General features: G+C 55.2%; 17 protein-coding genes. 15 read left to right on the top strand and 2 right to left on the bottom strand.

Going from position 1 to position 15,641, the window contains the following annotated elements; genetic code table 11:
* Positions 1-8: 8 nt before the first annotated feature.
* Positions 9-344 (bottom strand): hypothetical protein, encoded by a 336-nt coding sequence (locus ACR0I0_RS11510; RefSeq protein ID WP_480491492.1) that lies wholly within the window; start codon positions 342-344, stop codon positions 9-11.
* A 205-nt stretch (positions 345-549) separates the two neighbouring features.
* Between ACR0I0_RS11510 and ACR0I0_RS11505 the strand changes: the two genes are divergently transcribed.
* The gene (locus ACR0I0_RS11505) at positions 550-1,254 is read left to right on the top strand and encodes a CoA transferase subunit A (RefSeq protein ID WP_171724430.1); all 705 of its coding nucleotides are present in this window, start codon (positions 550-552) and stop codon (positions 1,252-1,254) included.
* The gene (locus tag ACR0I0_RS11500) at positions 1,254-1,880 is read left to right on the top strand and encodes a CoA transferase subunit B (protein WP_152457252.1); all 627 of its coding nucleotides are present in this window, start codon (positions 1,254-1,256) and stop codon (positions 1,878-1,880) included. The genes ACR0I0_RS11505 and ACR0I0_RS11500 overlap by 1 nt, the downstream gene beginning before the upstream one ends.
* A 37-nt stretch (positions 1,881-1,917) precedes the next feature.
* On the opposite strand, the gene ACR0I0_RS11495 is transcribed toward ACR0I0_RS11500, so the two are convergent.
* Complete coding sequence (locus ACR0I0_RS11495) at positions 1,918-2,784, bottom strand: lytic transglycosylase domain-containing protein (RefSeq protein WP_171636865.1); 867 nt, start codon at positions 2,782-2,784, stop codon at positions 1,918-1,920.
* Between the two features lie 353 nt (positions 2,785-3,137).
* On the opposite strand from ACR0I0_RS11495, the gene ACR0I0_RS11490 reads away from it, so the two are divergent.
* The 13 genes from ACR0I0_RS11490 to ACR0I0_RS11430 all read left to right on the top strand — a co-directional run bounded on the left by ACR0I0_RS11490 (position 3,138) and on the right by ACR0I0_RS11430 (position 15,620).
* Positions 3,138-3,365 carry a Flp family type IVb pilin gene (locus ACR0I0_RS11490; RefSeq protein ID WP_171724432.1) on the top strand — a complete coding sequence of 76 codons (228 nt, stop codon included), beginning with the start codon at positions 3,138-3,140 and terminating at the stop codon, positions 3,363-3,365.
* Positions 3,366-3,668: 303 nt separating this feature from the next.
* Positions 3,669-3,896, top strand: a complete 228-nt coding sequence (locus ACR0I0_RS11485; protein ID WP_171724433.1) for a hypothetical protein — start codon at positions 3,669-3,671, stop codon at positions 3,894-3,896.
* Positions 3,897-4,189: 293 nt separating this feature from the next.
* Positions 4,190-5,068, top strand: a complete 879-nt coding sequence (cpaB, locus tag ACR0I0_RS11480; RefSeq protein ID WP_171636861.1) for a Flp pilus assembly protein CpaB — start codon at positions 4,190-4,192, stop codon at positions 5,066-5,068.
* Between the two features lie 193 nt (positions 5,069-5,261).
* Entirely contained in the window at positions 5,262-6,635 is a 1,374-nt protein-coding gene (locus ACR0I0_RS11475) for a type II and III secretion system protein family protein (protein WP_209834954.1), read from the top strand.
* A gap of 17 nt (positions 6,636-6,652) precedes the next feature.
* A complete protein-coding gene (locus ACR0I0_RS11470; protein WP_171636857.1) occupies positions 6,653-7,276 on the top strand; it encodes an OmpA family protein in 624 nt (207 codons plus the stop codon).
* A 221-nt stretch (positions 7,277-7,497) separates the two neighbouring features.
* Entirely contained in the window at positions 7,498-8,733 is a 1,236-nt protein-coding gene (locus tag ACR0I0_RS11465) for a CpaE/TadZ family protein (protein WP_152457246.1), read from the top strand.
* A gap of 25 nt (positions 8,734-8,758) precedes the next feature.
* Positions 8,759-10,201, top strand: coding sequence for a TadA family conjugal transfer-associated ATPase (locus tag ACR0I0_RS11460; RefSeq protein WP_480491488.1), 1,443 nt, complete (start codon positions 8,759-8,761; stop codon positions 10,199-10,201).
* Positions 10,202-10,212: 11 nt separating this feature from the next.
* Entirely contained in the window at positions 10,213-11,181 is a 969-nt protein-coding gene (locus tag ACR0I0_RS11455) for a type II secretion system F family protein (protein WP_117869719.1), read from the top strand.
* A 10-nt stretch (positions 11,182-11,191) separates the two neighbouring features.
* A complete protein-coding gene (locus tag ACR0I0_RS11450) occupies positions 11,192-12,166 on the top strand; it encodes a type II secretion system F family protein (protein WP_480491485.1) in 975 nt (324 codons plus the stop codon).
* A 57-nt stretch (positions 12,167-12,223) separates the two neighbouring features.
* A complete protein-coding gene (locus tag ACR0I0_RS11445) occupies positions 12,224-12,766 on the top strand; it encodes a tetratricopeptide repeat protein (RefSeq protein ID WP_371732270.1) in 543 nt (180 codons plus the stop codon).
* Between the two features lie 30 nt (positions 12,767-12,796).
* The gene (locus tag ACR0I0_RS11440; protein ID WP_171636850.1) at positions 12,797-13,648 is read left to right on the top strand and encodes a tetratricopeptide repeat protein; all 852 of its coding nucleotides are present in this window, start codon (positions 12,797-12,799) and stop codon (positions 13,646-13,648) included.
* A 3-nt stretch (positions 13,649-13,651) separates the two neighbouring features.
* Complete coding sequence (locus ACR0I0_RS11435; RefSeq protein ID WP_171724435.1) at positions 13,652-14,197, top strand: prepilin peptidase; 546 nt, start codon at positions 13,652-13,654, stop codon at positions 14,195-14,197.
* Positions 14,198-14,312: 115 nt separating this feature from the next.
* Positions 14,313-15,620: an ATPase gene (locus ACR0I0_RS11430; RefSeq protein ID WP_171636847.1), complete on the top strand. Its 1,308-nt coding sequence runs from the start codon at positions 14,313-14,315 to the stop codon at positions 15,618-15,620.
* Positions 15,621-15,641: the final 21 nt, after the last annotated feature.

Raw genomic sequence — 15,641 nt, 5'->3', positions numbered from 1 at the left:
TCAGCGAATTACCTGGGCTGAGGGCCGCACCGCACTTCGAGCGTCGTCTGCCAGTCTTCCGAGCTGCTTGAGCTAGGATAATAGCCGGGTGCGCTGCCTGAGTTCTGGGCAGCAGCCGTCAGGACATCGATGATCAGGGCTGCATTCTTGTCCACCTCCTGATAGCCGGTATCGCTGGCCAGAACGAAGGCCTCTTTGCCCTGCTGTGCGCACCGTGCGTTGGCGGTTGAAATTGCAGATTCAAGTGAAGACTTCTCAGAATATCCAGCACCAACAACTTTGATCTTGTTATCATCGAGCTGAAGTACCGCCGCCTGATCAGGCTCACAGGCTGACAAAGCCAAAAGCGCAGCAGCTGCGGTTGCTCAGACCCAAATTCGTTTCATGTTTTCAACCTCCTATAAAAGTGCGGCGAACATGCAGAGCCACCCGATCAATTGCAACGGCCTTTTCCATTGGTAGAAATACGACCCAGCCTCCGGTTTCATTGACTTCCCTGTGACGCGACGGCACAACCAGCCCATCACCATGTCATTGGGGGAGTTTTCCATGAAGAAAGTCTATGCCAATGCCACCGAGGCGCTCGATGGGCTGCTGTCGGATGGCATGCTGATTGCCGCAGGCGGGTTTGGCCTGTGCGGCATTCCGGAATTGTTGCTTGAGGCCATCCGGGATTCGGGCGTCAAAGACCTGAGCTTTGCGTCGAACAATGCCGGTGTGGACGATTTCGGAATCGGCATCCTGTTGCAGACCAAGCAGGTCAAGAAGATGATCAGCTCGTATGTCGGTGAAAACGCCGAGTTCATGCGCCAGTATCTGAGCGGTGAGCTGGAGCTGGAATTCAACCCCCAGGGAACACTGGCCGAACGGATGCGCGCCGGTGGGGCGGGCATCCCGGGCTTCTACACCAAGACCGGCGTCGGCACCGTGATAGCCGAAGGGAAAGAGCACAAGGACTTCAACGGCGAGACCTACATTCTGGAAGAAGGCATTTTTGCCGATCTGGCCATCGTCAAAGCCTGGAAGGCTGACGACACCGGCAATCTGGTTTTCCGCAAGACCGCCCGTAATTTCAACGTTCCTGCCGCGACCTGCGGCAAGATCTGCGTGGCCGAAGTGGAAGAGATCGTTCCGCGTGGTTCGCTGGACCCCGACTGCATCCACCTGCCCGGTATCTATGTGCATCGCATCATTCAGGGCGAACACGAAAAGCGCATCGAACAGCGCACCACCCGCAAGAAGGAGGAAGCATAATGCCCTGGGACCGCAATCAGATGGCCGCACGCGCGGCAGAGGAACTGGAAGACGGCATGTATGTGAACCTGGGTATCGGGATCCCGACGCTGGTGGCAAACTATGTGGGTGACAAGGACATCACGCTGCAATCGGAAAACGGCATGCTGGGCATGGGCCCCTTCCCCTTCGAGGGCGAAGAAGACCCGGACCTTATCAATGCAGGCAAGCAGACGATCACCGAACTGTCCCGCACGGCCTATTTCGACAGTGCCACGTCCTTCGCCATGATCCGCGGCGGCAAGATCGCAGCGGCGATTCTGGGCGCCATGGAAGTGGATGAAAAAGGCGATCTGGCAAACTGGATGATCCCCGGCAAGCTGGTGAAAGGCATGGGCGGCGCGATGGACCTGGTTGCAGGCGTCGGCCGGGTGATTGTCGTGATGGATCACACCAACAAGCACGGCGACAGCAAGGTCCTGAAGGAATGCACCCTGCCACTGACCGGAAAGGGCGTCGTGGATCGCATTATCACCAATCTTGGTGTGCTGGATGTGGTTGAAGGCGGTCTGAAAATCGTCGAACTGGCGGAAGGTGTCAGCGAAGATGAGCTGCGCGCCGCAACGGAAGCGACAATCGTTTCCTGATCAAATGGAAAGGCCCGCCGGATCACGGCGGGCCTTGTTAGTTGGAAGTCTGAAAAACACAGCCATCGGAAATCAGGTCTGGCGGCGTTGCGCACAAAGCCCGCGCGATCTGAAACGCGGCGAGGACTTTTGGCACGTAGTCCCGGGTTTCAGCATAGGGTGGCACACCGCTGTGTTTGCGTACGGCCCCCTCTCCTGCGTTGTATCCAGCCAATACAAGTATTGGATCATTCCCGAACTCTTCCATCAGCCAGTTGAGGTATTTTACACCGCCCGCAATGTTCTCAGAGGGCTTAAGGCTGTCCTTTACCCCGAATCTGGCCGCTGTCGCGGGCATTAACTGCATAAGCCCCTGCGCGCCTGCGGAACTGACCGCGTCTGTACGCCCGGCCGATTCCACCGAGATGACCGCAAGCACCAGCGCAGGTGAAACATTGGTTCCCACAGTGGAACGAAGGATATCGATCCCGCGTTCCTTTGCGATATCTTGCAGCGATTGCAGTCGCGGTGATCTCACGTTGGTTGCGGCCAGGGCGCTGATCGCCGCGTCAAGCCGCCCGGCCCCGCCTTCATCAATGTGCGGTGAAATCAAGTTCCAGAAAGCCTTGTACGATCCTTTGGGATCTCGTTTGACTTCCGCACCGGGCGCCGGCAGCGGAGCGACTTTGGTACGCGCGATGATTTCCGGCACCACCAGTTCAGTGCCCGTGCTGGGCGCTGAAGGGTTGGCTGCATGTTCTTCCGGAGTGATCTGCACGGTCACACGCGGACGTTCACCGGGTTTTGGGACTTTGACGCGCTTGTATACGCCGCGCGGCTCTGTCTCGGTCGCATTTACGGATGCAGTACCCGATATCAGAAACGCCAGCACACCGGCGCATTGAAGTGCGTTCCGGAGATTCATTTGCCTGCCTCATGTTTTCTTTTTAGGCGATTTGAACCCCGAATCTTCCCGCAAGGCCAGAAAAACAAAGCGAAATGGGGCAGTTTCGCCTCATTTGGCGCAATTTTGCATCGCTATAGGGCCTTTGCTTCAATCGTTGTGATTTTTTTATCTTTTATTTTCAATATGTTATAAAAATTATAACCAAAAAGTTAAGCCGTACGAAAAAAAATCTGTGTTTGGCCCAATTCCTGCCACGCACAACAGGCAAACATTAATCCATACCGAGACGGACATGAGCGGCCTGAGAGAGAAAGCTCTGAAGAACGCCGAGGTTTGTTAAACTCTTTTTGATCCTTTAGGAGGGACGTAACATGATCAAGTTCATCAAGAACTTCCGCAAAGACGAAGACGGCGCAGTAACAGTTGACTGGGTTGTTCTGACCGCAGCAGTCATCGGCCTGGCAGCCGTTGCATACCAGCAGATCTCGGCTGGCGCGACCGGCCTGGCAACAGACGTGAACACCGCTCTGCAAGCATCGTCGATCAGCACCGGCAGCAACACCGCAACAGGTGGTATCACAGCTGCAGGCACCAACTAAGCCTCTGGTTTAGCAAGATTTCGAGACCGCGCCTTCAGGCGCGGTCTTTTTTGTTTCAGAAGTACCGATACTTCTGAGGAAAAAATACAGGCTAATAGACATGACGCCGCCCGACACATCACGAGTGCCACCGAATTAGTCACGCCCTTTTCAGGTCTCACCGCAATAAGGAACACGAGAAAAAGTGCTAAATCTTAGATATCTTCACCAAAATCAACTTTTGGCCTGATTTCCGCCATCCGAACGAACCACTGTTGGGCGACGTTACGGGAAACACTGAATTGTCGTATTGGAGATATGTAGATGCTAAAGTTCCTTAATCGGTTCAAATCGGACGAAGCAGGAGCGGTGACCGTTGACTGGGTGGTTTTGACCGCAGTATTGATCGGTCTGTCAGGCGCGACCTACCTCGTCATCAGCTCAAGTGTTGATGGTATCGGCGGTAACATCAACCAAGCCATGAGTTCCTCTGTTGTCAGCACCGGCTCGAACACCGGGCCTGGCGGTCTCGTCACAGCGGGAACCAACTGAACCACAGCGAGTTTTCACATTCACCCACTTTCCTGAGCTTGTTGGTGAACGTGTAGGGCAAATAAACGCGGCGGCCTTTTTGGGGCGCGGCGTTTGTTTCGTTGTTCTTCGTCTGGCCTGCCGTAAGGAAATGACAGCAGTCGTTTTGCGGAATTGTGCGAAAGCTGACGCAGAATCTAACAAGCAGACATTTTTGTCCCACATTTCGACACAATTTACATTTAACACTTGGGCTGTTTCAAAGTGGCCCTTTGGCCGCTTAGTATCCGACTAAATAAGAAAGAGGTGCATGTATGCGAGCGGTATTCGGACTTGTCCTGATTGTCGGCGTTGCTCTGGCTGGGGGCGCCGTTTACATGGCGCGCAACTATATTGCGGCTTATCAAAGCGAACTGGCACGGCAGAAACAAGCGGCAGAAGAAGCGCTGGCCAATGCCAAAGTCGATGTCATTCCGACGGTAACTGTTTACGTTTCAAATCGTCCTCTAAAATACGGTGAACGCCTGACGCAGGAAGACGTACGCGCTGTAGACTGGCCGGAAAACGCGATTCCCGAAGGTACGTTCTCTGATCTCACTGCCCTGTTTCCCGAAAGTGGCGCCAATGAGCGTTATATTCTGAGAACCATGGAAAAAGACGAGGCGATTATGGAGGTCAAGATCACGCGTCCAGGCGAATCGGCTGGCCTAACATCTCGACTTGAAAAAGGTATGCGCGCCTTTGCAATCAGCGTCGACGTGGCCTCTGGTGTTTCAGGCTTCCTGCGCCCCGGCGACAATGTCGACATCTACTGGACCGGATCAAGCGGCACCGTCGAGGGCAACACTGGCGGCATCACCAAGCTGATCGAAACCAATGTTCAACTCATCGCGGTCGACCAGACCGCTGGTTCGGACGTCGCAAGCGCAACGATTGCACGCACAGTCACGGTCGCAGCCACGCCGGAACAGGTCGCAGCACTCGCGCAGGCCCAGAACACCGGGCGTCTTTCCCTAGCTTTGGTTGGGGTGCAGGATGACTCTGTTGCGTCGGCAATCGAGGTGGATCAGCGCAAACTGCTTGGAATAACGGCAGCCGCTCCGGAACCGAAGGAAGAGGTTGAACAGGTCTGCACGACGCGCATCAGACGCGGTGGCGAGATTGTCAACGTGCCTATCCCCTGTACAAATTGACGCCAATTCAGAGTGTTACAAGATCGGAGCCGCATCTCAGATGCGGCTCTTTTCTTGTTGTTGTTGCCAATTCTCCACATAAGGAAAATTCCAGAAACCATTGATTATTGCAATAAATTCGGATTTCGCGCAGTCTCTTTGCACATAGGGCATAAGACCCAAAAAACGAGGCGTGATCGGAGAGGCAGGTCACATGACAATACGTTCCTGGATCAGCGCAACCCTGCTGGGGTTGTCGCTTTTTATGGGCCCGGTCGGCGATGCCGCCTGGGCTGAATCCCTTCGCGTGGTAAAAAAGGGCACAGTGGAAACGCTGGAAGTTCCGATGAACCGCGCGATTGTTGTGGAAAGCGAACAACCTTTCGCAGAGCTCAGCATTGCCAATGCCGGCATTGCAGACATCTCATCGTTGTCCGAGCGCACGATCTATGTTCTGGGCAAGGCCCCGGGCCTGACCACGCTGACACTGTTTGACGGCGCAGGCAATCTTTTGGCCAATGTCCGCGTCCGGGTCGCACCAGATGTTACGGAATTCAAGGAACGTCTGCGTCAAATCCTGCCCAATGAACCCATCGAGGTTCGCACAGCGAATGATGGCATTGTTTTGTCCGGTACGATCTCCAGCTCGGCCAAACTGGCCCGCGCACTTGAATTGGCTGAACGGTACGCGCCCGAACGTGTATCGAACCTGATGTCTGTGGGTGGCGTCCAGCAGGTCATGCTGAAAGTTCGCTTTGCCGAGATGAACCGCTCGGTCGCTAAAGAGCTTTCTTCAACGCTTTCAGTTACGGGCACTGATTTTGTCGGTGGTTTCAATCCGCAGAACCTTGTTCCCCCTGTCACAGTGGAAAATGGTGTCTTGTTGTTTGGCTTCGGGGTCGGATCGGCACAAGTCAACTTACTTCTGCAAGCCCTCGAGTCGAAGGGCCTTGTTCGCAACCTTGCCGAACCGAACCTTTCAGCCCTGTCCGGTCAGGAAGCAACGTTTCTGGCTGGTGGTGAAGTTCCGATTCCGGTGCCGCAAGACGACGGTGTCGTGGCAATCGAGTACAAACCCTTCGGTGTGAATATGAACTTCATTCCTCGGGTTGTGGACGGCGACCTGATCAATCTGGAAATGGGCACCTCGGTTTCGAGCATCGACACCAGCACCAACTTCACGATCAATGGAGACACCGTTCCCAGCTTTATCGTGCGGGAAGCCAAGACCACAATAGAACTGCGCGACGGGGAAAGCTTTGCCATCGCCGGACTGCTTCAGGACAACTTTGTGGACCAAGTCAACCAAGTGCCGTGGCTGGGAGATGTGCCGGTTCTGGGGTCCTTGTTCCGCAGCGCTGATTACCAGCGTGAACAAAGTGAACTTGTCATCATCATCACGGCGCATCTAGTTTCACCGACTCGAGGCGAAACTCTTGCGCTTCCAACCGATCGGGTCAAACCGCCCAGCGAATTCGACCTGTTCGTGAACGGTCGGGTGGCGCGCACACAGCGCGCGGGCGCCGGCGGAGCGTCTGAGGTTGCCAAACAGAGCTTCGGCAGCTCGTACGGCTACGTCCTAGATTGATCAGGAGGATAGGACCAATGCAGAAGTGGATCATCACACTGGGTCTTACGGTCGCCGTTGCCGCATGTACGCGCGAGGTCGGATACGAGATCGATGCCGGAACCTTTGGAAACGCGACATTGAACAATATCCAGGTTCAAAACGGCGAGTTGACCTATGCTCAGATTCTCGGTCGCAGATTTGCCGCGGATGTGCCCAGCCAAGTGAACTTTGCCTTCAACAGTTCGCAACTGGACGCATCAGCGCAAAGCATACTGTTGCAGCAGGCTGACTGGATCAAACAGTTCCCCGAAGCCAGGTTCCGGGTTTACGGACATACAGATGCCGTTGGGTCGACCAGCTACAACAAAAGCCTTGGGCTACGCCGCGCGCAGGCCGTCGTTGCGTTCCTTGAACGGCAAGGCATCTCGCGTTCACGACTTGAAGCCGTTGTATCCTTTGGGAAAACGCAGCCGTTGATCGCGACACCGAATCGGGATCGCCGCAACCGCCGGACGGTAACGGAAGTTTCTGGCTTTGTTGACCGTCACCCGCAACTGCTCGACGGTAAATACGCGAACATTATCTATCGCGAATACGTTGAAAGTGCGACGTGGAAGACCGTGATTGAGAATGTATCATCAACAGATACGGCCAACTAGTGCCGCCGGAAGCGGTGGATAATACGTTTGAAATGGGCGACATCGTCGCCCATTTCCCTACAATTGGTTCTTTTGCGCCCAATTCTCGCCCAACTTCAAAGCAACATTGTGAACAATAGGGTGACCTGCGGCCAAATTTGACCGTATTGGGGCGACAGCACATCAATCTGGCGGATTTCGTTCATATGACATGCTGAGCCCTCACGACGAGGATAGTGTTTATGACCAGCGCGACGCCGCAAGACGACAATACTGCAATCTTGGCCTGCACCATCAGTCGGGATGTTCAGAATTTCGACCTTCTGATCGAAGACATGGAAGCCATCTTGGGCGAACGCTGGGGAGATCTGGGATTTGCAGAAGCGTTGGCCTTTTTCAGCCAACCCGAAGCTGAAACGCTGGAATTCGTAGCACTGGCGATCGACGGAGAAGACGAAGACAACCTTTCTCTGCTAGGTGAGATAATCACTCAAGCCAATGAAAAGAAAGTAAAAGTTGTTCTGATCGCCGAGGATGTTACCCCGGCATCCCTGCACCAACTGCTGCGCAAGGGTGCTGACGAGTTCGTGCCCTATCCTCTTCCCGAAGGCGAATTGCAGGAAGCCATCGAGCGAATGAAGCAGCCCGACCCGGTTGCCGTTGCGCAAGCAGCCGCCGTTCCTTTAGCCGGCGGCGCGTCCAAGGAAGGCGCACTGTTTGTCGTTCAGGGCCTGGCAGGTGGTGTCGGCGCAACGACACTGGCCGTAAACCTGGCTTGGGAACTGGCCTGTGCTTCGGACAAAGACGCACCGACTGTGTGTCTGATCGATCTGGACCTGCAATACGGGACTGTTTCCACCTATCTGGATCTGCCGCGACGAGAGACCGTGTTTGAAATGCTGTCGGATACCGATGCGATGGACAGCGAAGTATTCTCGCAAGCCCTTCAAACATATGAAGAAAAGCTTCAGGTTTTGACCGCACCCTCCGACATGGTGCCACTGGACTTGATCACCCCGGAAGACATTCAGCGCGTGATCGACATGGCGCGCGCGCATTTCGACTATGTCATTGTCGACATGCCAAAAACGCTGGTCCTGTGGTCGGAAACAGTTTTGCAGGCCGCCCATGTGTATTTCGCCCTGATCGAGCTGGACATGCGGTCCGCCCAGAATGCCCTGCGCCTGAAACGTGCATTGCAGGCAGAGGAGCTACCATTCAACAAGCTGCGTTTTGCGTTGAACCGCGCGCCGAAATTTACCGATCTGAACGGGAAAAGCCGCGTGAAACGCATGGGGGAAAGCCTTGGAATCTCCATCGACCTTCTGCTGCCTGATGGTGGCAAACCGGTCATGCAAAGTGGGGATCATGGTCTGCCTCTGGCAAATGCGGCCGCCAAGAACCCTTTGCGCCGCGAAATCGCAAAGCTGGCGAAGTCGCTCCACAGCCTCGGCAGCAGTGCCGAAGAAGCTGCGTAAACATCATCCCAAGGGGGGATAAGCCGTGTTTTCAAGATACAAAAAGCAACCCGCAGCGCAGCCCGTCAAAACGCCGGCACAACCGGCTGAAACAGCGGCGTCTTCTGCACAGGCGACACCTGTCGCGACTGCGGTGGCACGCAAACCCGTGAAAAAGATTGCTGGTGAGGTCACAAGTTCAGACAAAGACCGCAAACGCAAGGAGCGGTTGGGTGAGATCAAGATCGAACTGCACCGCGAACTGCTGGAGAACCTGAACCTGGCCGCGCTGGAAAACGCCGGCGAAGCCGAGTTGCGCGCTGAAATCAGTGCTATCGCCAGTGAAGTTCTGGAAACACGAAACATTGTTCTGAACCGCGAAGACCGGTCCCAACTGAACAAGGAACTGTATGACGAGGTGACGGGCCTTGGCCCGCTCGAGGCGCTGCTTCAGGACGATTCGGTCAACGATATTCTGGTGAATGGTCCACAACAGATTTTTGTGGAACGTTCCGGCAAGCTGGAACTCAGCGACATTACCTTCAAAGATGAAAAGCACCTGATGCGGATCATCGACAAGATCGTGTCCGCCGTGGGCCGCCGCGTCGATGAATCCAACCCGTATGTTGACGCCCGTCTGGCCGATGGATCGCGTTTCAATGCCATGGTGCCTCCGATCGCGGTGGACGGATCGCTTGTTTCCATTCGTAAATTCAAGAAAGACAAGCTGGGCATTGACGACCTGGTCAATTTCGGTGCGTTCACCGAAGAAATGGCCGCCTATTTGCAGGCCGCCGTGTCCACGCGACTGAATATCATCGTTTCTGGGGGTACGGGTTCGGGTAAAACAACCACGCTCAACGCCTTGTCCAGCTTCATCGACGATGCCGAGCGGATCCTGACCATCGAGGACACGGCTGAACTTCAACTGCAACAGACGCATGTGGGTCGGATGGAAAGCCGCCCGCCCAACGTGGAAGGCAAAGGTGAAGTCAGCCCGCGCGACTGTCTGAAGAACGCCCTGCGTATGCGTCCTGACCGTATCATCGTGGGTGAGACACGCGGCGCCGAGGTCATCGACATGTTGCAGGCCATGAACACCGGTCACGACGGATCAATGACCACGATTCACGCCAACTCGGCCCGTGACGGCATTTCACGTCTGGAAAACATGATCGCGATGGCCGGGATCGAAATGCCGATCAAGGCGGTCCGCAGTCAGATCGCCTCGGCTGTGAACCTGATCGTGCAGGCCAGCCGCCTACAGGACGGTTCGCGCCGGATGACCTCGATCACCGAGATCACCGGGATGGAAGGGGACGTGATTTCCATGCAGGAAATTTTTCGTTTTCAACGCGTTGGCCTGACACCAGACAACAAGATCATCGGGCATTTCACCGCCACTGGCGTCCGGAGCCACTATTCGGAACGGTTCCGTCTATGGGGCTTTGACTTGCCAGCGTCCATCTACGACCCAACCACTATGTAGGAGAACCGGGTATGCAATTGCCTATGGAGGCGATCATTTATGTCGCCATCTTTGTGGGGGTCCTTGCCTTGGTCGAGGGCATCTATCTTGTCGCCTTCGGCAAGTCCATTAGCCTGAACAGCCGCGTCAACCGGCGCCTGGATATGCTGGAAAAGGGTGCCGGACGCGAACAGGTGCTGGAGCAGCTGCGCAAAGAGATGCAGCAGCATATGAAATCGCAGAGCATTCCTCTGTATTCACTTCTTGCTGACAAGGCGCAAAAGGCTGCAATCGCGTTCTCTCCACGTCAATTGATCATGATCATGGGTCTGGTATCAGCCATGGCCTTTGTCGGTTTGAGCATTGGCACCGCTACGGACACGGCACTTCGTATCGTTGTTTCCATCGCGATCGGCATCGGCGGCGTTTACGCCTGGGTAAACCACAAGGCCAAGAAACGCATGGGAATGATCGAAGAACAACTGCCCGATGCGGTTGAGCTGATGGTACGATCTCTGCGTGTTGGCAATCCATTTGTGTCGACGATTCAGGTGGTTGCAAACGAAGTTCAGGATCCGCTGGGAACCGAATTTGGCGTTATCGCTGATGAATGTGCCTATGGTCGCGATGTGGGCGAGGCGCTGAAGGACATGGCTGAGCGTCTGGACATGCAGGATATGCGCTTTCTTGCCGTAGCCGTGGGTATTCAGCAGCAATCTGGCGGCAACCTGGCCGAAATTCTGGCCGGATTGGCAAAGGTGATCCGCGCCCGTTTTCGCCTGTTCCGTCGGGTCAAGGCAATTACGGCCGAGGCGCAATGGTCCGGCAAGTTCCTGTCCGGGTTCCCTGTTGCCTGTCTGATTTTTATTCTTGTCAAGGACCCAGGCTATTACGACGACGTGTTGGATCACCCCTGGTTTATTCCCGCGTGTTTTGTTGTCGCGATCCTGCTGACATTGAACCTGATCGTCATGAAAATCATCACCAACATCAAGGTCTGAGGGCAGCACCATGGAAATCCTGACCAGCATCAATGACCTGTTGACCCAGCACCTGGGTGAATTCGGACCGCTTATCGTTGTCGGCGTACTTGGCCTGCTTATGGTTCTGGTCGCTGTCACACTGATGATGAAGCAGCCGGAAGACCCCCTGAAGAAACTGCAAAGATCGAATGCGGCTCCTCCAAAGCAGAAAAAAGGGAAGAAAGAGCAGCTTCGAAACTCGAGCCGAAACGAACAGCTTGAGAAGTTTGCAACTTTCCTCGAGCCCAAGAACGAGGAAGAATACTCGGCCGTCGAGCTGAAGCTGCGCCAGGCGGGCTACAGGTCGAAGGATTCGGTTCGGTTCTTCCACTTTGCGCAGTTTTCCTTGGGGATCCTTGGTATTTTCATTGGTGTTCTGCTGGTCACGGTTTTTTCCGGCGGCCAGGAATTTACCGGAACACAGATGTTGATCCGGGTGCTTGTCCCCGGCGCGATCGGCTATTTCGCACCCAAATACTGGATCACGCGACGGGTCGAAGAGCGGAAGGAAGCGATCACCGCCGGTTTTCCCGATACGCTTGATCTGATGCTGGTCTGCGTCGAGGCCGGTCAATCGCTGGATCAGGCCATCGTTCGCGTGGCCAGTGAAATGAGCGCGTCTTATCCGGATATCGCGCAGGAATTCGAAACCGTCGCGTATGAAATGAAGGCCGGCAAGGACAAGGATACCGTCCTGCGCGACTTCGGCGTGCGCTGTGGCGTTCAGGACGTGAACTCTTTTGTCACCGTCATGATCCAATCGGCAACATTTGGTACATCAATCGCCGAGGCGTTGCGGGTTTACGCCGGTGAGATGCGCGACAAACGCGTGATGCGCGCCGAGGAGGCCGCGAACAAGTTGCCGACCAAGATGACTCTTGTCACAATGATGCTGACGGTTCCACCGCTGCTGATTATTCTGGTTGGCCCGTCGGCAAATGTTATTTCGAGTTTTGGACGCTAGGTCGGATAGAGCCATATGAATGCTGAATTCAGGTGCTTCCCTTCCGGGTTTCGCCTAATGTTCCGGGCCACCATGGTTTTTGCCATGGTGGCTTCTTGTACAGAAGGCCTGTCACCCAACGGTTTGGATGCACCGGGAGTTGACACCAAAGGTCAGGCCGAGGACAGCATCGAGGTCGGAAACAGATTGATGGCCGCCGGAGAATACGAACTGGCGCTTCAAACCTTTACCCGGGCCGCGCTGGAACAGGGTATGACGCCCCAGGTCCTGACGTCTCTGGGTACCGCAAATGTGGGGCTACGCCGCTTGGGACAGGCCGAAAAACTTCTGCGCAGAGCCGTCGAAGACGACACGGACTGGCCGGTGGCCTGGAACAATCTGGGTGTCCTGCTGATGGAAAAACAGGAATACCCCGAGGCCGCGCAAGTGTTTCAGCGTGCCTATGCGCTGGACAATGGCGAAAGTGACGCAATCCGGGACAATCTGCGCTTAGCACTCGCAAAAATGGAAAATCCTGTTAATAATACCCCACAAGAACAACAAGAATACACACTGGAGCAGCTTGGCGACGGGCAATTCACGCTACGCAAGATCCAGTAATTGAGGCGAGAGCAGTAAAGGACGCAAAAAATGCGCCAGCAATTCTTGATTCCGAGTGTTGTTATCAGTGGTCTGATCCTTTCGGCCTGTGCAAAGGAAACCGAAGAGGAAAAGGTTGAACGAACGTTTCAGGAAGTGAACGTTATTGACGAAACAAACCTGAGCGATGTGCTTCTGAGCGCCGCAGATCCAAACGAAGCGGTGACCTATTTCCACGGCGCAGCGCTCAAGAACCCGGACCGGATCGATCTTCAGCGCGGACTGGCAATTTCTTTGGGCCGTGCCAAACGCACGACCGAGGCCGTGACCGCATGGAAGCGCGTCACAACGATGAAGGGCACGAACGCCGCGGACAAGGTTGAATACGCGGACGCATTGGTCCGAAACGGCGACTGGTCGCAGGCGAAAACCGTTCTGGATTCGGTTCCCCCAACCTTTGAAACCTTCAAACGGTATCGCCTCGAGGCAGTCGTTGCGGATTCCCGGAAAGAGTGGAAACGCGCGGATCATTTCTATGAAACCGCTGTCGGGCTGACGACACGTCCGGGCAGTGTGATGAACAACTGGGGATATTCCAAACTGACCCGCGGCGAATATGCCGAAGCGGAGCGGTTGTTCTCGGAAGCGATCCGTCAGGACAACTCGCTGTTTACTGCCAAGAACAACTTGGTTTTGGCCCGATCAGCGCAAGGCAACTATAGCCTGCCAGTCGTCCCGATGACTCAGGTCGAGCGGGCGCGTCTGCTCAACACGATGGGTATTTCGGCAGTCAAACAGGGCGATATAACCACCGCCAAGAACCTTTTCCGCGAAGCCATTTCAACCCACCCGCAGCATTTCGACGAGGCGGTCCGCTCGCTTCGGGCGCTTGAAGGGGCCTGACACATGCAAATACCCGCAGTGGCAGCGGCCTGGTTTCTGCCGTTTGTGCTGCCGATCTGCTTTTACGTGGCCTTCACGGATATGCGTGAGATGCGGATCAAGAACCATGCAGTCCTTGCGCTGACGCTGGTTTACATCGTGATAGGACTGATCGCCATCCCGCCCTGGTCTACAGGCAGTGTCGGCGGCAACCTAGGGCCGATCACCGTGTCTATGCCGGTCTATTTCTGGCAACTGCTGCATATCGTCGTGGTTTTGGTCATTGGTATCTTCCTGAACGCCGCGGGCACCATGGGCGCTGGCGATGCCAAGTTTCTGGCCGCCGCATCGGCGTTTGTCTGGCTGGGCGATCTGCGAATTATGCTTATGATCCTGACCGCCTGTATTCTGGCTTCCGTGGTCACTCATCGTTTGGCCAAGATCACAAGGCTGCGCACGATCGCGCCGCATTGGGAAAGCTGGAGCCGGGGCAAACAGTTTCCGATGGGTTTCGCCTTGGGCGGATCATTGGCGATGTACCTGATTCTGGGCACTGTTCTCGGATCGTAAACTATCATCAGCGCGCCTTGCCGCTGCCTTTGTCCCGCCACAAAGCTGGTTCATTTTCTTCAAGACGCCCGTTTTCGGCTTCTTGGCGTGACATTTTGATGGACGAGCACCGCGCATGAATATGCAGAATTCCTCTGTTATGGCCCCCCCTGCCCCCAAAGGTCTGGGCGAAATGAAGCTTCCGCTTGTAATGATGCGGGACATTCTGCTGAAGACGATTTTTCGCAAAAACGCGAGCACGGTATCAGAAGTCGCCGAAGCCATCTGTCTGCCTGGTTCTGTAACACAGGAACTGGTCGATATCGCGCGCGATCAGAAACTGCTTGAAGCGACCGGGACACTGAACGCCAATAGCGGCAATGAGATGGGATATCAGCTGACCGATGCAGGCAAGGCCCGTGCGCTGGATGCGCTGAGCCAATCCGAATATTTCGGCGCAATGCCGGTGCCGCTGGATGTCTATCGCGAGCAGGTCAAACGCCAGTCGATCCGAAATATTCAGGTCACGCGAGAGCAACTGGTTGGCGCAATGGGTCATCTGGTTCTGCCCGACAGCCTGCTGGACCATCTGGGCCCGGCGGTCAGTGCGGGCCGATCGATTCTGATGTACGGTCCTCCGGGCAACGGTAAATCCTCGATCTCGAACGGCATCCGGGATGCGTTGGGTGATAACGTCTATGTGCCCTACGCTATCGAATATGCGGGTCAGGTGATCACGGTCTATGACCCGATCGTGCACACGGCGATCGAACAGGAGCCGGACGACCCCAACAGCCTGCGTCGTCGCAAGCGGTTCGATTCTCGCTATGTTCAATGTGAACGCCCCACCGTCGTAACCGGTGGTGAGCTCTCGCTCAGTATGTTGGATCTGGTCTACAATCCGACCGCCCGAACCTATCAGGCCCCCTTGCAGCTGAAATCCACCGGTGGCATTTTCATCGTTGATGACCTTGGCCGTCAGGCCGAACCGCCGCAGGCGCTGGTCAACCGTTGGATTGTCCCGCTTGAAGAAAACAAGGATATCCTCGGCCTTCAATCAGGTGAAAAGTTCGAAGTTCCGTTTGACACGCTGGTCATCTTCTCGACCAACTTCCACCCCAATGAGATCTTCGACCAAGCGGCCTTGCGCCGGATCTTCTTCAAGATCAAGATTGACGGCCCCAATCAGGAGAACTTCCTGAAAATCTTTGCCATGGTGGCCCGCAAACGAGGTATGCCGCTGGATGAGGCGGCATTGGTGCACCTGTTGAAGGTCAAGTACCCGACCATCAACAATATTTATGCCAACTACCAACCGATCTTCCTGATCGATCAGATGATCTCGATCTGCGAGTTCGAAGGCATCCCTTATCAGATGAGCCCGGACCTGATTGACCGTGCCTGGGCCAACATGTTCGTAAAAGACGAGAAAATCGTCAAATAACGCCGTGCCAATCCCTCCTCC

The organism is Ruegeria sp. AG6 (assembly GCF_056541565.1).
This window is presented reverse-complemented; position numbering and strand designations above follow the sequence as displayed.